Origin of the sequence: Bradyrhizobium sp., from assembly GCF_035652035.1 — a bacterium.
GTDB lineage: Bacteria > Pseudomonadota > Alphaproteobacteria > Rhizobiales > Xanthobacteraceae > Bradyrhizobium.
The window spans coordinates 156,887-178,064 of the sequence record NZ_DASREO010000085.1 but is presented as its reverse complement, the minus strand read 5'-3'; the positions used below and the strand labels follow the sequence as shown (position 1 = coordinate 178,064).

Genomic DNA, 21,178 nt, shown 5'->3' with positions numbered 1-21,178 from the left:
TCCGCGCAAACGCATTCCGCGTTTGTCGCGAGGGAAAACCGCTACACACCTTGCGCTAACGCGGCCCTCCGGGTCCGGACCGTACTTAGCCCTTCACCATGGTAATCGACACGCCCCTGATGTCGCCTTGGGAGCTGATCTGAACGGTCTGCTTGTTGCCGGTGGTCCGCAACGTCAGACTTGCTGTAAAGCCGGCGGATTCGACCTTCACGTCGATCTTGCCGTTGCCGGCAGTTCCCAGCAGGCTTCCGGAGATGTTGCGGTTGGTTTCCGACCAATTGCCGGTGATATGATCGCCGTGGTTGGTGACGTCGCTGGAGAGATCGAATTTGTAGCTGTCGCTTGCGCAGCGAAGCGTTTGCTTCAACGTTTGCCCGCCGCCATCGACCTGGTAGACCGCCTTACAGCGCAACCGCTCGCTCGAGCCGTCCGACAGCGAAACTGTTCCGTTGCCGGACCATGCGCCGTCGAAACCCGCAAATGGACTCGCCTGCGCGTGTCCCGCCGACGTCGATAGAACCAGCGCGGCGACAACAGCACCTGCCTTGATGGCTTGCCCAACCAAGCCCGAACCTGAAAATTTCATGCTGACATCCCCTTTGAATATGACATTCCCGCGAACGGCATGTCCGCCGCGCCAGTGATTTGGTGTTTCAGCAAAGGCGATTGGTTCAAAGATGATTCGAACTCGCCGCCAGCCTGCTGAGACAAATTGCGGCACAGCAATCGCTTTTTTTTGCTCGCGAAGCTCGCTCAATTTCGGGTATTGTTCAACTTCTCACCGGCGCGACCATCGCTCAGCGCCTGAAATCCAAAAAATACGCTGCAATACCAGTCGGTTACGTGATCGTCTGAATCTGCCTTCGAAGACCGCAATTTAAGGAGATGGTCGCCGCAAATTTGGCCGTATTTGCCAGCGCTTCTGCTCGTCGCGGCCTTCGCAATCTGGACAGTCTGCCCTGCTGATGCCGTGTGCTACTCGGGTTTGCAAATCTCTGCCGTAAGAATAAAGGAACACAATGCGTAAATCTTTCTTGGTCGCCGCTCTGCTGTCGCTATCGGTCTCCGGAGCGGCGCTCGCCGATCAACACAGCGGAACGCCGGAGGAGCAGAAGGCCTGTGCTCATGACGTGCAGAAGTACTGTCGCGCGATCATGGATCAGCCTGATCTGGTTGTCCTGAACTGCCTGCAGCAGAATCGTCCCAAGCTCACCAAGGCCTGCGACAAGGTTCTGGTCGACCACGGCCAATAACAACCTTAACAGCTGCGTCGAAAACAAGCCGCTCCCTGTTCCCGGGGGCGGCTTTGTCTTGGCCATGCCCGCGGATAGCATTGGTTTTGGTGACATATTCGCCTATATGGGGCTGAAGTTCCGCAAAGCGCGCCCGGATGCCCCGGCGCATGCAAGCTCCAAAGACAGCGTAGCCAGTTTTCAGCATGACCAACGCGAGCGAATGGCGATCCGGCAAGGGCCACCGCGACGAGAATTTTCCGGTCGCGTCGTGGATCATCCATCCGCGGCACCGCGCGCTGATCCTCAGCTTCTACAATTTCGTCAGAACGGCCGACGATATCGCCGATCACGCGACCTTGAGCGGCGATGAAAAGCTTGCGCTGCTTGATCTGCTCGAGGCCGAACTGCTCGGCAAGGGCGACAGCCAGGCAGAGGCGGTCAATCTGCGCAATGCGCTCGCCGCGCGCGGCATGCCGCCGCGTCACGCACTCGATCTCCTGACGGCCTTCCGCATGGACGTCACCAAGCTTCGCTACGAGACCTGGGACGAAGTCATTCACTATTGTCGATATTCGGCGATGCCGGTCGGACGGTTCGTGCTCGACGTCCATGGCGAAAGCGCCTCGACCTGGGCTGCTTCGGACGCCATTTGCGCCGGCCTGCAGATCAACAATCATCTTCAGGACTGCGGCAAAGACTTCAAAGATCTCAACCGCGTCTACCTGCCGCGCGATGCGCTTGCAGCTAGCGGCGCGTCGGTCGAGCAGTTGGGCGAGGCGCGCGCTCAGCCGGCGCTCCTGAAATGCCTGCAGTCGCTGGCCGCGCGTAATGAAGTCCTGCTCAACCAAGGTAGAACGCTCGTCGCTGACGTCAGGGATTTCCGGCTGGCATTGGAGATCGCAGTCATTCAATCCTTCGCAGACAGGATCGTCCGCCTGCTCAAGGTGCGCGATCCCTTGTCCGAGCGGGTGCATCTCAATCCGCTTGAACTGCTCGCGTTCAGCCTCGGCGGCATGGCCGCAGAGTCTGTTCGTCGTCTCACCGGGCGCCGCGGCGTTTCGAAATCGGCGGCCGGCGCATGACGGCGGAAGCGGCGACAGCCAATCCCAGCTACGGGACGACAGCGTCAGGCAGTTCATTCTACGCCGCGATGCGCATGCTTCCGCCCGAACAGCGGGAGGCGATGTTTCAGATCTACAGCTTTTGCCGTCAGGTCGACGACATCGCGGATTCCGACGGTCCGCGCGGCGAGCGGCTAAAGGCGCTGCAGCAGTGGCGTCAGGATATCGATGCGCTCTATCAGGGCCGTCCGCCGGCGCGGCTGCGCGACTACGTGGCATCGGTGCAGAAATTCGGGCTTGAACGCGAGGATTTCCTCGCAATCGTCGACGGCATGGAAATGGATGTTCCGCAGGACATCCGCGCGCCTGATCTGGCGACCCTCGATCTTTATTGTGACCGCGTCGCCAGCGCCGTCGGGCGGCTCTCGGTGAAAGTGTTCGGCATGCCGAGAGACGACGGCATCCAGCTTGCGCATCATCTCGGCCGCGCGCTGCAACTGACCAACATCCTGCGTGACATCGACGAGGATGCCGCGATCGGAAGGCTTTACCTGCCGAAGGAAGGCCTGGCGCAGGCGGGGATCACCTCGACCGATCCGCTTAAAGTCGCGGCCGATCCGGCGCTGCCCAGGGTATGCGCGCCCATTGTCGATCGGGCGAGAGACCATTTTGCGAAATCCGACGAGATCATGGCCCGCAATTCGCGCCGCGCGGTGCGAGCGCCGCGGATCATGTCGAAGTACTACGGCACGATTCTGCAATTGCTTGTTGCGCGCGGGTTCGCTAACCCGCGCACGCCGGTTCGTCTGAACAAGATGGCCAAGCTTGCCATCCTGTTCCGCTATGGCTTTTTCTAGCTCCCACGATTTTCCGATCATTCGTCACATGCAAAAAGTTGCCCATATCATTGGCGCGGGAATTTCCGGCTTGTCGGCCGCCGTCAGGCTGGCGAACGCGAATTTCAAGGTGCATCTCTACGAGGCGATGCAGCAGGCGGGCGGGCGCTGCCGCTCCTATTTCGACGCCGCAACCAACCTCACCATCGATAACGGCAATCATCTGCTGCTGTCGGGCAATCATCACGCGCTGGCTTATGCGCGGTCGATCGGCACCGAAGCCGGGCTGGTGGGGCCGAAGCGCGCCGAGTTTCCTTTCGTCGATCTGAAAAGCGGAAAACGCTGGCGGCTTGATCTCGGCGACAGCCGCATGCCGTCATGGGTGTTCGATCCGGCGCGACGCGTGCCGGACACGAGCCTGAGTGATTATCTCGCGCTGGCGCCGCTTGTCTGGTCGTCGCCGTCAAAGCTCGTTGGCGACGCCATCCCGTGCAAGGGCGTGCTTTACGATCGGCTGGTGCAGCCGCTGTTGCTGGCGGCGCTCAATGTCGATCCGCCGGAGGGATCGGCCGGTCTTGCCGGCGCCATCGTGCGGGAAACGCTGCTCGCGGGCGGACAGGCCTGCCGGCCGCTGATTGCGCGCGAAGGCTTGAGTGCGGTCCTGGTCGAGCCTGCGATCAAGTTGTTGCAGGAGAGGGGTGCCGACGTGCGGTTCGGCCGTGAACTGCGCGGATTTGGCAAGGTTGGCGAGCGCGTCAGCGAGCTGAATTTCGGCGACGAGACGATATCGCTTGCGCCTTCGGATGTCGTCGTGTTCGCGGTGCCGCCGCGGCCCGCGGTCTCGCTGCTGCCGGGGCTGAAGGCGCCGACCAAGTTCCGCGCCATCGTTAATGCCCATTTTCGCTATGATCCGCCGGAAGGCCAGCCGCCCATTTTGGGGGTGGTTGGGGGGCTGGTGGAATGGCTGTTCGCGTTCCCTCAGCGGCTGTCGATCACGATCAGCGGCGCCGACCGGCTGGTGGACAACCCGCGCGAGGAGCTGGCGCAGGCGATTTGGCGGGATATCTGCCAGGCCTCGGGGATCACAGCCGAAATGCCGGCCTGGCAGATTGTGCGCGAGCGCCGTGCCACATTTGAGGCAACCCCGGAACAGAACGCCTTGCGTCCGGGTCCCAAGACGGCCTTTAAAAACCTGTTTCTTGCCGGCGACTGGACTGATACGGGGTTGCCGGCGACCATCGAAGGTTCGGTCCGGTCGGGCGACCGCGCCGCCGATCTCGCCCTCTCTGCGGGCTAGTACCGCCGATCTGAAGTCCCTGCACCAGAAGCTGCGAATCCGATCAGGGACTTCAGATCGATAAAGCGGTACTAGAATCAATAAGTTTGCTAGTGCCCATGACTTTCCGACGTTCGTGAAAGTGGGTGCTGCGATGGAGCACGAACTTCGGAAAATGGGCACCAGTGGTCCGATTCCACCAGCGATGATCGGCAAAACGGAGATTTCGAACGAGATGCAGGCGGCAACAAGAAAGCTTGAGGCTGGAGACGCCCTCGAGGCGAGCATCTATTCGGCGACGCAAGCGCTCCTCGGCCACCGCCAGGCGGACGGACACTGGGTGTTCGAGCTCGAGGCCGACTGCACGATTCCGGCCGAATATGTGCTGCTCAGGCACTATCTCGCTGAACCCGTGGATGCCGCGCTGGAAGCCAAGATCGCCAACTATCTGAGACGGATTCAGGGCGCACACGGCGGCTGGCCGCTGGTCCATGCCGGCGACTTCGACATGAGCGCGAGCGTCAAGGGCTACTTCGCGCTGAAGATGATCGGCGATTCCGTCGACGCCCCGCACATGGCGCGCGCGCGCGAGGCTATTCTTGCGCGCGGTGGCGCGAGCAAGAGCAACGTGTTCACGCGCTTCATGCTGGCGCTGTTCGGTGTGACGACCTGGCGCGCCACACCGGTGCTGCCGGTCGAGATCATGCTGTTGCCGATGTGGTTTCCGTTTCATCTCAACAAGACCTCCTATTGGGCCCGCACCACGCTGGTGCCACTGCTGGTGCTGGCGGCGTTGAAGCCGCGCGCGAAAAACCCCAAGGGTGTCGGCATCGACGAATTGTTCCTGGAGGACCCGCGCTCCGTCGGCATGACGTCGAGAGCGCCTCACCAGAGCCGGGGCTGGTATATGCTGTTCAGCGCGCTCGACAGCGTGCTGCGCGTGGTCGAGCCGCTATTTCCGAAGCGCCTGCGCGCCCGCGCGATCGAAGCAGCCGTCGCCTTCACGGAGGAGCGGCTGAACGGCGAGGACGGGATGGGCGCCATTTTTCCGCCGATGGCAAACGCCGTGATGATGTACGAGGCGCTCGGCAAGGATGCGGATTATCCGCCGCGCGCCAGCCAGCGGCGAGGCCTCGACCTGCTGCTGGTGATCGGCGAGGAAGAAGCCTATTGCCAGCCGTGTGTGTCGCCGGTCTGGGACACCGCGCTGACCTGTCATGCCTTGCTCGAAGCCGAAAGCGAGGAGGCGCTGCCGCCGGCCCGGAAGGGGCTCGACTGGCTCGTGCCGAGGCAGGTTTTGGACGTGAAAGGCGACTGGGCGGTCAAGGCGCCGAACACCCGTCCCGGCGGCTGGGCTTTCCAGTACAACAATGACCACTATCCGGATCTCGACGACACCGCAGTCGTCGTCATGGCGATGGATCGTGCCCGGCGCGCGGTGCCGAACCCGGCCTACGATGCCGCGATCGCCCGCGGCCGGGAGTGGATCGAGGGCATGCAGAGCAAGGACGGCGGGTGGGCCGCGTTCGACGTCAATAATCTCGAATATTACCTCAACAACATCCCGTTTTCGGACCACGGCGCGCTGCTCGACCCCCCGACCGAAGACGTCACGGCGCGCTGCATTTCGATGCTGGCCCAGCTCGGGGAGACCGCCGAGACGAGCCCGGCGGTCGCGGCCGGGATCGCCTACCTGCGCAGGACCCAGCTCGCGGAGGGGTCCTGGTACGGCCGCTGGGGCCTCAACTACATCTATGGCACTTGGTCGGTGCTTTGCGCACTCAATGCCGCGGGGGTCGATCATAATGACCCCATGGTGCGGAAGGCCGTGGGCTGGCTATCGTCGGTCCAGAATGCCGACGGCGGCTGGGGCGAAGATGCGACCAGCTACCGACTCGACTATAATGAATTCAAGAAGGGATTTGACGGTTGCCCGTCGACGGCCTCGCAAACGGCATGGGCTTTGCTTGGTCTGATGGCGGCGGGCGAGGTTGAAAATCCGGCCGTTGCTCGCGGCGTTGAGTACCTCATGACCACACAGACCCAAAAAGGTCTCTGGGATGAGCAACGCTATACGGCAACGGGCTTTCCTCGGGTGTTTTATCTGCGCTATCATGGTTATTCGAAATTCTTTCCGCTCTGGGCGTTGGCGCGGTATCGGAATTTGCGAAAGACCAACAGCAGGGTGGTAGGGGTCGGGATGTGAGATTGGGGGCAAGTCTTGGCGCGCCCGTGGGCAGGGTGGACCCGCGGCCGGTGCTCATCGTAACTGGTCTTGTGCAGGAGGCCCGGATCGCATCCGGGCCCGGAATGGCTGTTATCTGCAGCTCCAGCGATCCGCAGCAATTGCGCGCGCTGCTCACCGTGTTCGATCCCACGACGATCCGGGGGGTGATCAGCTTCGGCGTGGCCGGAGGGCTCGATCCGACCCTGAAGTCCGGCGATATCGTGGTGGCGACCGAAGTGCAGGCGGGCGATACCCGTTGGCTGGCCGACCTCGCGCTGAAAGAAGATCTGATCGAGGGTTTTGGCCTTGGTCGCCGGCGCATCGTCCGGGGACGGCTGGCAGGGACCGAAGAGGTGGTCGCGGCGCGTCACCTCAAGGAAGCGCTGCACCTGGAAACCGGCGCGGCTGCGGTCGATATGGAAAGCCACATCGCTGCCGAATATGCCGCCAATGCCGGGCTGCCGTTTGCGGCGCTACGGGTGGTCAGCGACCCCGCTCACCGGGCCTTGCCGCCGCTCGCAATGGCCGCCATCAAGCCGAACGGCGATATCGACCTGCGCAAGGTGTTGCGCAGCGTCGCGCGGAATCCGCGGACGCTACGCGATCTGGTCGCAACAGGGTTGGATTTCAACCGCGCGCTGCGTTCCTTACGCGGCTGTCGAGGCTTTCTGCTGGGCAGCGAGGGCCTCGTCACGGCGGATCTCTGACAGCTTCTTCTGGACCTGCTCAGAGAAGATGTACTGCGCCGGGCGCTGCTTGCTCATGTCGATTTCCGGCGCCATCGGGCCCGACGTGCGGACGCCGCTGATCGCGACCTTGAGCGCCTTCAGCGGGTTCTTGAACGCATCGGTCGCCGCCGTCGGCTCATAGCCGCAATGGGCCATACAGTCGGCGCACTTCTCGTACTTGCCGGTGCCGTAAGTATCCCAGTCCGTCGTGTCCATCAGCTCCTTGAAGCTCTTCGCGTAGCCTTCGCCGAGCAGGTAGCAGGGCTTCTGCCAGCCGAAAATGTTGCGGGCCGGCATGCCCCACGGGGTGCACTCATAGCTCTGGTTACCGGCCAGGAAGTCCAGGAACAGGCTGGAGTGCATGAAGTTCCACTTCTTGCCCTTGCCGCGCGCAAACACGTCGCGGAACAGGTTCTTGGTCTTCGTGCGGTTGAGGAAGTGTTCCTGGTCGGGCGCACGCTCATAGGCGTAGCCGGGTGACATCGAAACGCCGACCCCGAGTTCGGTGGTGTAGTCGAGGAACTTGGCGATGTCCTCTGCCGAATGACCGTCGAAGATGGTGGCGTTGACGTTGACGGTGAACCCCTTGGCCTTGGCGGCCTTGATGGCCGAGACCGCGCGCTCGAACACGCCTTCCTGCGACACGGCCTTGTCGTGATGGTCCTTGAGGCCGTCGAGGTGGACCGAGAAGAACAGGTAGGGCGAGGGCTCGAACAGGTGCAGCTTCTTCTCGAGCAGAAGCGCGTTGGTGCAGAGCGAGACGAACTTCTTGCGTGCAACAAGGCCGCGAACGATTTCGCCAATATCCTTGTGGATCAGCGGTTCGCCGCCCGGGATCGCCACCATCGGTGCGCCGCATTCGTCGGCCGCATCCCAGCATTCCTGCGGGGTCATCCGGCGATTGAGGATCGCATCGGGATAATCGATCTTGCCGCAACCGACGCAAGCAAGGTTGCAGCGAAACAGCGGCTCCAGCATCAGCACGAGCGGGTACCGTTTCCGGCCCATCAGCTTCTGCTTCATCAGATAGCCACCGATGCGAATTTCCTTGAAGAACGGTATTGCCATTACTTGTCTTTCTGAATCCAAAGAGTGAGTTGTCAGCCCGCAGCCAGTTCGGCCGGAAGCCGAAATTCGATATTTTCTTCACGGCCTGGAAGCACCGAGACCGCGACCGGTCCAATGCGCCTCAAAGCCTCGATCACGTCATCGACAAGGACCTCCGGCGCAGATGCGCCCGCGGTGATGCCGACAGCCTTGGCATCCTTCAGCCATTCCGGGTTTAGCTCACTGCCATCAGCAATCAGGTAACTCGGAACGCCCACTTCGGTGCCGATTTCGCGTAAGCGGTTCGAATTGGAACTATTGGTGGCCCCAACCACCAGGATAACGTCGACGAGCTTGGAGAGGTCCCTTACCGCAGATTGGCGGTTCTGTGTCGCATAGCAGATATCCCGGGTGTCCGGGCCTTGAATATCTGTAAAACGCTGACGCAGGGCCGCGATGATGTCCTTGGTGTCGTCCACGCTAAGCGTGGTCTGGGTGATATAGGCCACCGGGGCGTCGGCCGGCAGGGTCAGGGCGGCCACTTCATCGACATTCTGGACCAGCAGCACCGGGCCCGGAACCTGCCCCATGGTTCCCTCGACCTCGGGATGGCCGGCATGTCCGATCAGGATCAGCGAGCGGCCCTTGGACATGTACCGCTTGCCCTGGTTGTGAACCTTGGTCACCAGCGGGCAGGTGGCGTTCAGCACCGGCAGGCCACGAGCGGCGGCCTCTTCCTCGACGCTCCGCGCCACGCCATGGGCGCTGAACACGGTGACCGCGTTGGCCGGGACCTCAGAAAGGTCCTCGACGAAGATCGCACCCTTGTTTTTGAGGCTTTCGACGACGTATTTGTTGTGCACGATCTCGTGCCGGACATAGACCGGCGGGCCGTACTTTTCGAGCGCGCGCTCGACGATCTCGATCGCGCGCACGACACCTGCGCAAAAGCCGCGGGGCTGCGCGAGAAACACTTCGATTGGACGGCCGTTACGCAAATTAAGCTACCTCGTTCTGGCGCGCTGTCCGATCAGGACACCGGCCGACATTTGGAAGTCCGCGCTGCAATATCTACACCAACGCATGAGGTCTGTTGGTGCAGGGCTTTGTGTCAAAAAAAGTCCGGATAGGAAAGGCGACTCGAACCGGGATGCGTTTCCGGACACCTATATGTGGTTCCCAGCGTTAATTTAGGTAATATCGTACAGTTTTTTGCTGCGCCAGCTTTGATTTGCTCACAGCTGCGTCATCAGGTCTGGCTACGTGATGATCTGACGCCTGGTGGCCCAGATTTGGCGCTTTTTGAGGCTCCCTTGGCCCTAACCGAAGGAAAAACCTCAAAAACAACATTAGATTGCCCCCCGGAACTCCGCTAGATAGCGGGCGTTGCCGGCAGGCCGCAAACACCAGAAAGAGGCGATGTGCTCACCAAATTAGTTATTGCGATTGTTACGACTTGCACGCGGTTTGCTGCCACGACTGTTCTAATAGCCCTCGCCCTTGCGGTGGGGGCGGGCTTTTATGCTGCCGAACATTTTGAAATCAACACCGACATCAACACGCTGATTTCGTCCAATCTGGATTGGCGCAAGCGTGACATCCAGTTTGACCAGGCCTTTGACCGCGACAGCACGATTTTGGCCGTCGTCGAGGGGCCAACCCCCGAACTGACGACCAGTGCGAGTGCGGCGCTCTACAAGAAGCTCGCCGGCGACAAGCAGCACTTCGAGTCGGTGCTGGCGCTTGGTTCGGGCGAGTTCTTTGAAAAGAACGCCTTCCTGTTCCTGCCCAAGGAGCAGGTCGCCCGTCTCACCGGCCAGTTTGAGCAGGCAGCCCCCCTGATCGAGATCATGGCGGGAGACCCATCGCTGCGCGGCCTGACGGGGGCACTGGAAACGGTGCTCGCGGGCGTCAGGCGCGGCCAGATCAAGCTCGACAGCACCGAGCGACCCTTCAACCAGATCTCCGGGACGATCGAGGACGTGCTGAAGAACGGCAATGCAACATTCTCCTGGCGCGAACTGGTCAGCGACAAGCCGCTGACGGATGCCGACCGGCGGGCCTTCATCGAGTTCAAGCCGATCCTGGATTTCAACGCGCTCGAGCCCGGTAAGGCTGCGACCGACGCCATCCGCCAGGCGGCGGCCGATCTCAATCTCGAAGGCCAATATGGTGCGCGGGTCCGCCTGACCGGTCCGGTGCCGATCGCCAATGAGGAGTTCGCGACGGTTGCCGATGGCGCCGTCGTCAACGGGATCGGCACGGTCGTGGTCGTGCTCTTCATCCTCTGGCTCGCCTTGCATTCGGCAAAGATCATCTCGGCGGTGTTCGCCAATATGTTCATCGGTCTTGCGATCACGACCGCGATCGGCCTGATGATGGTTGGCTCGTTCAACCTGCTCTCGATTGCGTTTGCCGTCCTGTTTGTCGGACTGGGCGTCGATTTCGGCATCCAGTTCAGCGTCCGCTATCGTTCGGAGCGCTTCAAAAGCAATGATCTGAAGATCGCGCTGGCGAAGGCCGCCGAATATTCCGCCATCCCGCTTTCGCTGGCGGCGATGGCGACGGCGGCGGGGTTCATGTCGTTTCTGCCGACCGACTACAAAGGCGTTTCCGAACTCGGCGAAATTGCCGGCGTCGGCATGCTGGTGGCCTTTCTGTCGAGTATCACCGTGCTGCCGGCCCTGCTCAGCCTTCTGAATCCGCCCGGCGAAGACGATCCCGTCGGCTATGCCTTTCTGGCTCCGGTCGATCGTTTCCTTGAAGACCATCGCGTCATCATCGTTGCCGGTACGCTGCTGGTTGCAGCCGCCGGCCTGCCGCTGCTTTACTTTCTGCACTTCGATTTCAACCCGATGCATCTGCGCAATCCCAACGTTGAATCGATCGCAACGTTTCTCGACCTGAGGAAAGATCCGAACACCGGCGCCAACGCCATCAACGTGATGACGAACTCGGAAGCGGACGCGCGAAAGATCGAAGAAAAGCTTTCCAAGCTTCCGGAAGTGCTGAATGTGATTTCGCTGGACAGCTTCGTGCCGGAAGACCAGGGCGAAAAGCTGAAGCTGATCGCGCAAGGCGCCAAGGTCCTCAATCCGGCGCTCAACCCTGAATCCGTCGACGAGCCGCCTTCAGACGCGGAAAACGTCGATGCGCTGAAAGGCTCGGCGGAAAGTTTGCGCAAGACCGCGGGCGATGCGAAAGGGCCGGGGGCAAGCGCCTCGCGCCGGCTGGCCGATGACCTGGCAAAGCTCGCCGACGCCAGCCAGACCACGCGCGAAAAAACGCAAGCGATTTTCGTCACGCCGCTCAAGATCGTGCTCGATCAGCTCAAGGACGCGCTGCAAGCGAAGCCCGTCAGCCTGAACAGCCTGCCGCCCGATCTGGTGCGAGGCTGGAAAACCAAGGATGGCCTGATGCGCGTCGAGGCCGAACCGCGCGGCGATCCCAACGACAACGAGACCTTGCGCAAGTTTGCCGCCGCCGTGCTCGCCGCCGAGCCGAACGCGATCGGCGGACCGGTCTCGATTCTCAAGTCCGGCGACACGATCGTGAAGGCCTTCATTCACGCGGGCTTCTGGGCGCTCTTGGTGATCGGCCTGTTGCTCTGGATCACCCTGCGGCGCATCACCGACGTGCTGCTGACGCTGGTGCCGCTCCTCGTGGCAGGCGCGGTGACGCTCGAGATATGCGTGCTGATCGACCTGCCGCTCAACTTCGCCAATATCGTCGCGCTGCCCTTGCTGCTTGGCGTCGGCGTCGCGTTCAAGATTTATTATGTGACGGCCTGGCGCGCCGGCAGAACCAACCTGCTGCAATCGAGCCTGACGCGCGCAATCTTTTTCAGCGCGCTGACGACGGCGACGGCGTTCGGCAGCCTGTGGCTTTCAAGCCACCCGGGAACTGCGAGCATGGGCAAGCTTCTTGCGCTGTCACTGGTGACGACGCTTGCCGCCGTGTTGCTGTTTCAACCCGCGTTAATGGGCAAACCGCGCGATGTCGGGAATTAGGCAGATATCGCCAACCGGATCGGCGGCGACAGCAGGCGTCGCCGCCGCCTGCTTCTGACCTTTGGCCGAAGACGAATCCGAGCCCGTAGTTTTGGGGGCTACCGTGGTCTTTGCGGCCTTTGGTAGGCTGTTGTTTGCGCCGCTCGGCGCAATCGGTCCGGCGATACGCGTCCAGGTTTCTCCGCCGCACAGAAAGCCGAGCACGCAGCCCTTGATTTCCAGCTTGTCGGGACCGACGGGCTTGATCGTCGAACTATAGGTTTTTCCGTCGTTGGCGTTGTAGACTTCGCCCTCCCACTGATCCGCGGTGGGTTTCTTTTTCATATTGATGAGGATCGGCATGCCGAGGGTTGGTCTGCTTCTTTTGGAGGCGTCGGGGTTGTGTTCGTCGAGGCCGCCAGGCTCCTTCTCCCAGACTACCGCGCCCCACATGTTGCCGTTACATTCGGCGACGCGGATATGGGCTACGCCATCTGCCACGCGCCAGTCTCCGGTCGGGTCGGCCGCAAAAGCGGACGTTGTCGTTAACGCTGACAACACTCCAAAAAAAATGATGGTGCGCATGATCTCTCGTTGGCAGTGCAACATGGCGTAACCTATGCTCTAATGAAAAATCGATAGGATGGCAAAACGCCGCATAGGGCGTTTTCAGTTGACGGAATGGGCACTAACCGAAGTATTTAGCCGATGACATATTCCAATCTAGACGTTTCTGAGATGTTTGTGGACCGGCAGGGGCAACGCAGCTCCATGCACGCGCGCCATTTGAACGAACAGCTCGTACGCGTTCTCAAGACGATTGGCTATGATGTCGGCTTCCAGAAGGGCCAGGGCCAGTACCTGTTCGATCGCGACGGCGTTCGTTACCTCGATCTATTGAGCGGTTTTGGCGTTTTTGCGATCGGGCGAAACCATCCAGCCCTGCGCGCGGCACTCAAGAGCGTGCTCGACAGCGATCTTCCCAATCTGGTGCAACTTGACGTTTCGACGCTTGCGGGCGTCCTGGCCGAGCGGCTGCTCAAATATGTCCCATATCTGGACAAGGTGTTTTTCGCAAACTCCGGCGCGGAGTGCGTCGAGGCGGCGATCAAGTTCGCCCGCGGCGCCACCGGCCGGCCCGGCATTGTTTATTGCGCGCACGCCTATCATGGGCTGACCTATGGCGCACTGTCGCTGACGGACGATCCCAACTTCCGCGGCGGTTTCCAGCCGCTCTTGCCGGGCTGCACCTCTATTCCATTCAACGATCTCCCGGCGCTGGAGCAGGCGCTGTCGTCGCGCGAAGTCGCTGCCTTCCTCGTCGAGCCGATCCAGGGCAAGGGCGTCAACATGCCCACGGACGAGTTTCTGCCCGGCGCGGCTGCGCTGTGCCGCAAGTACGGTACGCTGATGGTCGCCGACGAAATCCAGACCGGCATGGGCCGCACGGGACGCTTCCTTGCAGTCGAACACTGGAATGTCGAACCCGACATGGTTCTGCTGTCGAAGGCGCTGTCCGGTGGCCATGTCCCGGTTGGCGCGGTGCTGACGCGCAAAAGCGTGTTCGACAAGATCTTCAACCAGATGGACCGCGCGGTCGTACACGGTTCGACCTTTGCCAAGAACGATCTGGCGATGGCGGCCGGAATTGCGACGCTCGAGGTCATGAAGAACGAGAAGCTGGTCGAGGCCGCCGCCAAGCGCGGCGCCGAACTGCGGCTCGCGCTCAACCGGATGGTGCCGGAATATGAGTTGCTGAAGGACGTGCGCGGCAAGGGATTGATGATCGGCCTCGAGTTCGGCTCGCCGAAATCCTTGCGGCTGAAAGCGTCATGGAACGTGCTGGAGACCGCCAACAAGGGCCTGTTCTGTCAGCTCATCACCGTTCCCTTGTTCAAGGACCACAAGATCCTGACCCAGGTGTCGGGCCACGGCAGCCACACCATCAAGCTGTTGCCGCCGCTGACCATCACCGAAGAAGACTGCAACTGGATCGAGCAGGCGTTCGATAACGTGATCGCCTCGAGCCACAAGGTCCCCGGCGCGATCTGGTCGCTCGGCAAGACGCTGGTCGACAACGCGGTTCGCAAATCCGCATAGAGCGTTTTCGAGCGACGTGCGAACCGGTTCGCGTGAAGAAAACGCGTCAAGATAAAACCTAGGTTCGCGTCGCAGGGATCAGCGCGCGTCTTCCAAGATCATCGTCGCAGCTTTTTCCGCGATCATCGCGGTCGGCGTATTCGTGTTGCCCGAGGTGATCGTCGGCATCACCGAGGCGTCGGCAATGCGCAGGCCCGCCAGCCCTCGGAGGCGCAAGCGCGCGTCGACGACGGCCAGGGGATCGTTCTCCGTTCCCATTTTCGCAGTCCCGACGGGATGGAAAATCGTCGTCCCGATGTCGCCGGCAGCCTTCGCCAGTGACGCATCGTCATCGCCGACGGACGGACCAGGCAGAAATTCTTCCGGAGAAAAGCGCGCAAGCGCCGGCTGCTTCATCAGCCGCCGCGTGGTGCGGATCGCGTCCGCGGCGACCTGACGATCCTCATCGGTCGACAGATAATTTGGCGCAATCGACGGCGCCTGGTCGGGAGCCTGCGACTTGATCCGCACGGTGCCGCGCGCGGTCGGCTGCAGGTTGCAGGCAGAGACCGTGATCGCGGGAAAGCGGTGCAGGGGATCGCCGAATTTGTCGAGCGACAGCGGCTGCACGTGGAACTGGATGTTGGCGCGGTCGCGATGCGGATCGGAGCGGGTAAAAATACCGAGTTGCGACGGCGCCATGGTCAACGGCCCACGCCGGCGGAAGGCATAGTCGAGGCCCATCAGGCCGCGCCGCGCGAGTGAGTAATAGGTCTCGTTCAGCGTGCGCACGCCCGAGACCTTGTAGATCGCGCGCTGCTGCAGATGGTCCTGCAGGTTGCGCCCGACGCCCGGCCGGTCGACGACGCTGGTAATGCCGAGCGGCGTCAGCCATTCTGCCGGGCCAATGCCGGAGCGGTGCAGCACCTGCGTCGATCCGATCGAACCGGCGCTGAGAATGATTTCGCCCTTGGTGCGCGCCTCGAAGACCTGTCCGTCTCTGGCGAACACGACGCCGACCGCTCGGCCGTTCTCGACGATCAGGCGGTCGACCAGCACGTTCTTCTCAAGCCGCAGGTTCGTGCGCTTCAAGGCCGGCTTGAGAAAGCCGCGCGCCGACGACCAGCGGCGCCCGCGCTTCTGGTTGACGTGGAAATAACCGACGCCCTCGTTGTCGCCGGTGTTGAAGTCCGCAATCTTGCGAATGCCCATCTGCACGGCCGCCTCGCCAACAGCGTCGAGAACCGCCCATGACAGCCGCGGCGCCTCGATGCGCCAGCCGCCGCCGACGCCATGGTGCTCGCTCTCGCCGAGAAAGTGATCCTCGAGTCTCCGGAAGGCCGGCAACACATCGTCATAGCCCCAGCCCGTCAGCCCGAGTTGGCGCCAATGGTCATAGTCGGCCGCCTGTCCGCGCATCGAGATCATCGCGTTGATGGCAGACGAGCCGCCGATCACCTTGCCGCGGGGATAGGCCAGCGATCGGCCATTGAGGCCGGCTTCCGCTTCGGTCCGGAACATCCAGTCCGACCGCGGATTGCCGATCGCGAAAAGATAGCCAACTGGGATGTGAAACCAGATCCAGTTATCGCCGCCACCGGCTTCCAGGATCAGCACGCGATGGGCCGGATCGGCAGACAGGCGATTGGCGAGGATGCAGCCGGCGGTGCCCGCGCCGACGACGATGTAGTCGAAATCTCCCTCGAGCCGCGCCGCCATTGCTTGTTTTTCCATTCCAGACCCGGCTGGAGAAAGTCCGGCCCACACGCCTTTGTCAATGATCCCTATGGTCCAGAGCTATTGGGCCGGCAGCACCTAGAGCTCCGATTTCGGAGTTCGCAAGCTATTGAGGCGGCCTCTGGTGCGAACTTCGAAATCAAAGGAGCTCTAGCTAACAATGGCCTCTAGTGCGGCTTTTGAATTTGAGAGTTCCTATAACGAACTCGCGGCCGAAACTGATAGGAACTTCAAATTCGCCGCACTAGTGTGCTAGATAACGCTTTGATCCCGCTTTCAGAACCGAGTTTCCCATGCCCATCGTCAACCGCGCGGCCGACCTGCAACCCGAAATTCAGGCCTGGCGCCGCGACATCCATGAACATCCTGAACTGGGATATGAAGAACGCCGCACCTCGGCCTTTGTGGCCGACCGGCTTCGGGAATTCGGTTGCGACGACGTGGTGACCGGGCTTGGCGGCACCGGCGTCGTCGGCGTCATCAAGGGCAAAGCGCCCGGGAAGGGAGATATCCGGAGCATCGGGCTTCGCGCCGACATGGACGCGCTGCCGATCGAGGAGGCGACCGGACTGCCTTACGCATCGCGGAATCCCGGCAAGATGCACGCCTGCGGCCACGACGGGCATACGTCCATGCTGCTTGGCGCGGCGCGGTACCTGGCCGAGACCCGAAATTTCGCCGGCGAGGCAATCGTGATCTTTCAGCCGGCCGAAGAGGGCGGTTTCGGCGCAGAGGCCATGATCAAGGACGGGCTGTTCGACCGCTTTGCCATCGATCAGGTCTACGGCATGCACAACGGCCCGGGCATCCCGGTCGGCTCGTTTGCGATCCGGCCCGGTCCGATCATGGCTTCGACCGATGCCGTCAATATCCATATCGAGGGGCGCGGCGGACACGCGGCGCGGCCGCATCTGTCGATCGATTCCGTTCTGGTCGGCGCCCAGCTGATTACCGCATTGCAATCGATCGTGTCGCGCAGCGTCGATCCGCTGGAGGCGGCGGTGATCTCGATGTGCGAGTTTCACGCCGGCAATGCGCGCAACGTGATCCCGCAGACCGCCGAATTGCGGGGCACCGTTCGCACGCTGACGCCGGAAGTCCGCGCGCTCATCGGCAAGCGGGTGCATGAGGTGGTGGAAGGCGTGGCGCAGCTGACCGGCGCGAAGATCGATCTCGAATACGTGCCGGGCTACCCGGTGGTGGTCAATCACGCGGCGCAGACCGATTTTGCGGTCACCGTGGCGAGCGAGGTTGCCGGAAGCGGCAACGTTGCCGAGATGCCGCCGATGATGGGCGGCGAAGACTTTGCCTTCATGCTGGAGAAGCGGCCGGGCGCGTTCATTTTCTGCGGCAACGGCGAGAGCGCCGGGCTGCATCATCCCGCCTATAATTTCAACGACGAGGCGATCGTGTTCGGCACGTCGTACTGGATCAAGCTGGTCGAGAATGCGCTCGCGGCCTAGACCGCTGACGCGCTTCGGACAGCAAGAGTGATCAAAAAAGAGGCCCGCATGATGCGGGCCTCTTTATTTTGCGTTTCGATCCGCCAGAGATCAGAACAGGTGGGCGAAGATGAAGTATAGCCCGCCCGAAAGCGCGATCGCGATCGGCAGCGTCAGCACCCAGGCCATCGCCATGTTGCGGATGGTCGAGACCTGAAGCCCCGATCCGTTGGCTGCCATGGCGCCCGCGACGCCGGATGACAGCACGTGGGTGGTGGAGACCGGAAGGCCAAAGTTATCAGCCGCGGCGATCGTCGCAGCGGCAACCAGTTCGGCCGCCGCACCCTGGGCGTAGGTCAGGTGCGTCTTGCCGATCTTCTCACCGACCGTCACGACGATGCGTTTCCAGCCGATCATGGTGCCAAGGCCAAGCGCGAGAGCGACCGCGATCTTCACCCAGTTCGGGATGAACTTGGTGGCGCTGTCCAGCGTGCCCTTGTAGGCGTTCAGGGTCGCGACCTCTTCCTTGTTGAGGTCATTCGCCTTGTCCTTCATCAGGAAGCGGATCGCTTCCGACGTCAGATACATGTCGTTGCGGGTGTTGCCGACGAGGTCCGAGGGAACCTTGTTCAGCGAGCCGTACCTCTGAACCTGGTCGGCGATATCCTTCACCAGAGCCGCGAGCGAGGGGTAGGTGCCTTCGTTGATCTGGTGCTGCGAGACGTACTGCGTCACGGCAGGCCGCGGATCGCCGATGATGCTGTGGCCGGCGCCCTTGGCCGAGATCACGGCCGAGGCAGCCGATGAAGCCTTCGTGAAGATCGCGATCTGCGAATCCGGCAGCGCGCGGTTGAGGGCGTAAGCCGTGGGCACTGTGCCGATCAGGATCAGCATGATCAGGCCCATGCCTTTCTGGCCGTCGTTCGAACCGTGCGCAAAGCTGACGCCGGTGCATGTGAGGATCAAGAGACCGCGGATCCAGACCGGGGGAGCCTTGTGGCCGTCCGGCGCGGCGTAGAGCGCGGGATTGCGGATGATCTGTTTCAGAACCAACAGCAGGACCGCAGCGCAGATGAAGCCGACCAGCGGCGAGAGCAGCAGCGCGTAACCGATTTCGGTGGCCTTGCTCCAGTCAACGCCCGAGGTGCCGTCTCGGCCGCGCATCAACGCGTTGACAACACCAACGCCGATGATCGAGCCGATCAGCGTGTGGGAAGAGGATGCCGGGAGGCCGAAGTACCAGGTGCCGAGGTTCCAGATGATCGCGGCGATCAACAAAGCGAACACCATCGCGAAGCCGGCGCTGCTTCCGACCTGAAGGATGAGTTCGACCGGCAGCAGCGAGACGATGCCGAACGCCACCGCTCCGGAGGAGGTCAGAACGCCGAGGAAGTTGAAGAAGCCCGACCACATCACGGCGAATTCGGCCGGAAGCGAATGGGTGTAAATCACGGTCGCGACCGCGTTGGCGGTATCGTGGAAGCCGTTGACGAATTCGAAGCCCAGCGCGATCAGCAGCGCCACCATCAGCAGCATGTACGGCACATAGCTTGTGATCTTGGTGCCGGTGGCATCGACGTCCGCATAAATGCTGTAGGCAACGAACAACAGGCCGGCCGCGAGAATGCCGAAAAAGATAATCATCGTCAGAGGGTTAAAGCCTTTGTCGAGATTAGGTCTTGAAGCGGGTTCGATCCGCGCGCCATCTATATTTTGGTTAAGTGCAATATCGCTCATATCCCAACCCTTGATACGTTGAGCGTTCACCAATGACCGATGCATTTGAAGGTTAGATGACAGCGACATGGTTATCGCTGCTGGCGACCAAGAACCTCATCGATCGCTTTGGAATTACTCGCAGAAATCTTTCGAACGAACCTGTTAACAGGTCGCCGGTGCCCGGCAATTTTTTCGGGAATAAATGGCAAACGAGCCCGTCAGCTCGCGCGTTTGCGACATGGCTGAGCGGCCGGAAAATGTCGATCAGGCCGCGTGGGCTGATTTTCGTAAGTAAGCCGCGGCCATTTTCAGGTCGCTGACAAAGCGCTCATACTCCCGCACCTTGGCATCTTCATCCGGCAGCCGCAGCAGATAGGACGGATGCACCGTCACCAGCGCCTTGGCTTTTTCATCGAGGTCGATGAGGTGGCCGCGGTTCTTGTTGATCGGCGTCGCCTTGCCGAGCACGCTTTGCGCCGCCGTGGCGCCCATTGCCACGACAAGCACCGGCCCGATAGCGGCGCGTTCGCGTTCGTACCACGGCCGGCAAGCCCTGATTTCCGGCGTTGACGGTTTCTGATGCAGGCGGATTTTCCCGCGCGGAACAAATTTGAAGTGTTTGACCGCATTGGTGACGTAGACCAGCTTGCGGTCGATGCCGGCCTCGACCAGCGCGCGGTCAAGCATCTGTCCTGCCGGACCGACGAAGGGCTTTCCAGCCAGGTCTTCCTTGTCGCCGGGCTGCTCGCCGACCAGCATGATCGGCGCGCGCTTTGGGCCTTCGCCGAACACGGTCTGCGTTGCGTCCTTCCAGAGCGGACAGGCGCGGCAACCGGCGGCTTCCTCGCGCAACGTCTCAAGCTCGTCGGCTGCGGTCTTGCGTCTCATCGGTTCTTCCAGCCGCTTCTGGACCTTGTGCGGCTCGCTTGCGGCTTTGGCGATCATCGCGTCGGTGGCGCGCGCCGCGCCCGCGATCAGAGGCTTAATCAGTGAAGCCTCAGGCAGGTTCCTCCAGTACCTCTTCGGCATTTCGGTCTGCATCGCCTTCACCTTGAGCCGGGCCGGGTTGAAGATCGTGGCGTAGTAGCGCCGCCACGTTTCTTCGAGCCGGTCCGAGGTCGGCGCTTCCGCCTTGCTGACGCCCGGCGTGAACGAAATCGCAAAACCATCCCAATGCGCACATAGGTCGGGCGTCAGGATCGACCAGGGCATGTCGGCAAACCGGCGCGCGAAGAACGGCGCCGCCAGCTCGACAATGTGATGCTCGGGCTCAAACCAGGCGACGTAGCGGGCCTCCCGTTCGCGCCCGATCTCGCGGAAGCGGACGAAGGCGTGCATCTTGTGCTCGTCGTGCCGTACCGCCTTTGCCATGGCCGTAATGCGGATGACGTCAGGATCGGTGGCGATATCCAGCAGGTCATGGTCGCCGCGCAATCGCCACAGCAAACGATAGAGCAACGCAAACCGCTCGCGGTCGCGGTGCAGGATCGCGATTTTGGCCAACGCGACGAATTTAGCCGAGACGCTGAATGTCTCTGTCGGTGGCGGCGACAGCGCCGCCGTATCGGTGGATGCGAATAGTTGTTCATCGCCTTTGACGCTCCACATCACATCCTCAGGCTTCACGCCGTCGAGCGCCAGCGTGCGTGCGCTCTGCCGCCAGCCGTCGAAATCGGTTTCGTGGTCGAGGATGATGTGGTGCATGACGCTACTCGCTTTCTCGTCATTGCCTGCGACAAACGCAAAGCGTTTGCGCAAGGGAGCGAAGCGACGAAGCAATCCAGTCCTTTTATTTTTATTCT

16 protein-coding genes are annotated in these 21,178 nt (G+C 61.7%); 9 read left to right on the top strand and 7 right to left on the bottom strand.

Annotated features, from left to right (window positions below; all coding sequences use genetic code 11):
- Positions 1–85: 85 nt before the first annotated feature.
- Positions 86–586 carry a hypothetical protein gene (locus tag VFB05_RS23240; RefSeq protein WP_325016655.1) on the bottom strand — a complete coding sequence of 167 codons (501 nt, stop codon included), beginning with the start codon at positions 584–586 and terminating at the stop codon, positions 86–88.
- A gap of 433 nt (positions 587–1,019) precedes the next feature.
- On the opposite strand from VFB05_RS23240, the gene VFB05_RS23235 reads away from it, so the two are divergent.
- From VFB05_RS23235 to VFB05_RS23210, 6 genes are all read left to right on the top strand, one after another.
- Positions 1,020–1,253, top strand: coding sequence for a hypothetical protein (locus VFB05_RS23235; protein WP_325016611.1), 234 nt, complete (start codon positions 1,020–1,022; stop codon positions 1,251–1,253).
- 185 nt (positions 1,254–1,438) lie between these two features.
- Entirely contained in the window at positions 1,439–2,317 is an 879-nt protein-coding gene (gene hpnC / locus VFB05_RS23230; protein WP_325016609.1) for a squalene synthase HpnC, read from the top strand.
- Positions 2,314–3,153: a presqualene diphosphate synthase HpnD gene (hpnD, locus tag VFB05_RS23225; RefSeq protein ID WP_325016606.1), complete on the top strand. Its 840-nt coding sequence runs from the start codon at positions 2,314–2,316 to the stop codon at positions 3,151–3,153. Before hpnC ends, hpnD begins: the two co-directional genes overlap by 4 nt.
- 28 nt (positions 3,154–3,181) lie before the next feature.
- A complete protein-coding gene (hpnE, locus tag VFB05_RS23220) occupies positions 3,182–4,429 on the top strand; it encodes a hydroxysqualene dehydroxylase HpnE (protein WP_325016604.1) in 1,248 nt (415 codons plus the stop codon).
- Positions 4,430–4,643: 214 nt separating this feature from the next.
- Positions 4,644–6,614, top strand: coding sequence for a squalene--hopene cyclase (shc, locus tag VFB05_RS23215; protein ID WP_325016653.1), 1,971 nt, complete (start codon positions 4,644–4,646; stop codon positions 6,612–6,614).
- The gene (locus VFB05_RS23210) at positions 6,611–7,342 is read left to right on the top strand and encodes a phosphorylase (RefSeq protein WP_414643271.1); all 732 of its coding nucleotides are present in this window, start codon (positions 6,611–6,613) and stop codon (positions 7,340–7,342) included. The genes shc and VFB05_RS23210 overlap by 4 nt, the downstream gene beginning before the upstream one ends.
- Here VFB05_RS23210 and hpnH read toward each other — a convergent pair.
- Together hpnH and ispH are read right to left on the bottom strand one after the other, a co-directional pair.
- Positions 7,283–8,431, bottom strand: a complete 1,149-nt coding sequence (gene hpnH, locus VFB05_RS23205; RefSeq protein ID WP_325016600.1) for an adenosyl-hopene transferase HpnH — start codon at positions 8,429–8,431, stop codon at positions 7,283–7,285. The two genes, VFB05_RS23210 and hpnH, sit on opposite strands and share 60 nt — an antisense overlap.
- A gap of 32 nt (positions 8,432–8,463) precedes the next feature.
- Entirely contained in the window at positions 8,464–9,390 is a 927-nt protein-coding gene (gene ispH / locus VFB05_RS23200; RefSeq protein ID WP_325016651.1) for a 4-hydroxy-3-methylbut-2-enyl diphosphate reductase, read from the bottom strand.
- 441 nt (positions 9,391–9,831) lie between these two features.
- On the opposite strand from ispH, the gene VFB05_RS23195 reads away from it, so the two are divergent.
- Positions 9,832–12,420: an MMPL family transporter gene (locus VFB05_RS23195; protein WP_325016598.1), complete on the top strand. Its 2,589-nt coding sequence runs from the start codon at positions 9,832–9,834 to the stop codon at positions 12,418–12,420.
- Here VFB05_RS23195 and VFB05_RS23190 read toward each other — a convergent pair.
- Positions 12,388–12,984 (bottom strand): DUF2147 domain-containing protein, encoded by a 597-nt coding sequence (locus tag VFB05_RS23190; protein WP_414643268.1) that lies wholly within the window; start codon positions 12,982–12,984, stop codon positions 12,388–12,390. The two genes, VFB05_RS23195 and VFB05_RS23190, sit on opposite strands and share 33 nt — an antisense overlap.
- A 123-nt stretch (positions 12,985–13,107) precedes the next feature.
- On the opposite strand from VFB05_RS23190, the gene hpnO reads away from it, so the two are divergent.
- On the top strand, positions 13,108–14,499 hold the full coding sequence (gene hpnO / locus VFB05_RS23185; protein WP_325016594.1) for an aminobacteriohopanetriol synthase HpnO: 1,392 nt from the start codon (positions 13,108–13,110) through the stop codon (positions 14,497–14,499).
- A 78-nt stretch (positions 14,500–14,577) separates the two neighbouring features.
- Here the strand turns inward: hpnO and VFB05_RS23180 are convergent, their stop codons facing one another.
- A complete protein-coding gene (locus tag VFB05_RS23180; protein WP_325016649.1) occupies positions 14,578–16,197 on the bottom strand; it encodes a GMC family oxidoreductase in 1,620 nt (539 codons plus the stop codon).
- Between the two features lie 311 nt (positions 16,198–16,508).
- On the opposite strand from VFB05_RS23180, the gene VFB05_RS23175 reads away from it, so the two are divergent.
- Positions 16,509–17,678, top strand: coding sequence for a M20 aminoacylase family protein (locus VFB05_RS23175; protein ID WP_325016592.1), 1,170 nt, complete (start codon positions 16,509–16,511; stop codon positions 17,676–17,678).
- Between the two features lie 90 nt (positions 17,679–17,768).
- Here the strand turns inward: VFB05_RS23175 and VFB05_RS23170 are convergent, their stop codons facing one another.
- The gene (locus VFB05_RS23170) at positions 17,769–19,394 is read right to left on the bottom strand and encodes an inorganic phosphate transporter (protein ID WP_325016590.1); all 1,626 of its coding nucleotides are present in this window, start codon (positions 19,392–19,394) and stop codon (positions 17,769–17,771) included.
- A gap of 246 nt (positions 19,395–19,640) precedes the next feature.
- Positions 19,641–21,080, bottom strand: a complete 1,440-nt coding sequence (locus VFB05_RS23165; RefSeq protein WP_325016588.1) for a UdgX family uracil-DNA binding protein — start codon at positions 21,078–21,080, stop codon at positions 19,641–19,643.
- Positions 21,081–21,178 lie beyond the last annotated feature (98 nt).

Bases quoted from the DNA above. Each gene is read 5' to 3' on its own strand.
- VFB05_RS23240 (WP_325016655.1), bottom strand. From the start codon at position 586: ATGAAATTTTCAGGTTCGGGCTTGGTTGGGCAAGCCATCAAGGCAGGT.
- VFB05_RS23235 (WP_325016611.1), top strand. From the start codon at position 1,020: ATGCGTAAATCTTTCTTGGTCGCCGCTCTGCTGTCGCTATCGGTCTCC.
- hpnC (WP_325016609.1), top strand. From the start codon at position 1,439: ATGACCAACGCGAGCGAATGGCGATCCGGCAAGGGCCACCGCGACGAG.
- hpnD (WP_325016606.1), top strand. From the start codon at position 2,314: ATGACGGCGGAAGCGGCGACAGCCAATCCCAGCTACGGGACGACAGCG.
- hpnE (WP_325016604.1), top strand. From the start codon at position 3,182: ATGCAAAAAGTTGCCCATATCATTGGCGCGGGAATTTCCGGCTTGTCG.
- shc (WP_325016653.1), top strand. From the start codon at position 4,644: ATGCAGGCGGCAACAAGAAAGCTTGAGGCTGGAGACGCCCTCGAGGCG.
- hpnH (WP_325016600.1), bottom strand. From the start codon at position 8,431: ATGGCAATACCGTTCTTCAAGGAAATTCGCATCGGTGGCTATCTGATG.
- VFB05_RS23190 (WP_414643268.1), bottom strand. From the start codon at position 12,984: ATGCGCACCATCATTTTTTTTGGAGTGTTGTCAGCGTTAACGACAACG.
- hpnO (WP_325016594.1), top strand. From the start codon at position 13,108: ATGACATATTCCAATCTAGACGTTTCTGAGATGTTTGTGGACCGGCAG.
- VFB05_RS23180 (WP_325016649.1), bottom strand. From the start codon at position 16,197: ATGGCGGCGCGGCTCGAGGGAGATTTCGACTACATCGTCGTCGGCGCG.
- VFB05_RS23175 (WP_325016592.1), top strand. From the start codon at position 16,509: ATGCCCATCGTCAACCGCGCGGCCGACCTGCAACCCGAAATTCAGGCC.
- VFB05_RS23170 (WP_325016590.1), bottom strand. From the start codon at position 19,394: ATGAGCGATATTGCACTTAACCAAAATATAGATGGCGCGCGGATCGAA.
- VFB05_RS23165 (WP_325016588.1), bottom strand. From the start codon at position 21,080: ATGCACCACATCATCCTCGACCACGAAACCGATTTCGACGGCTGGCGG.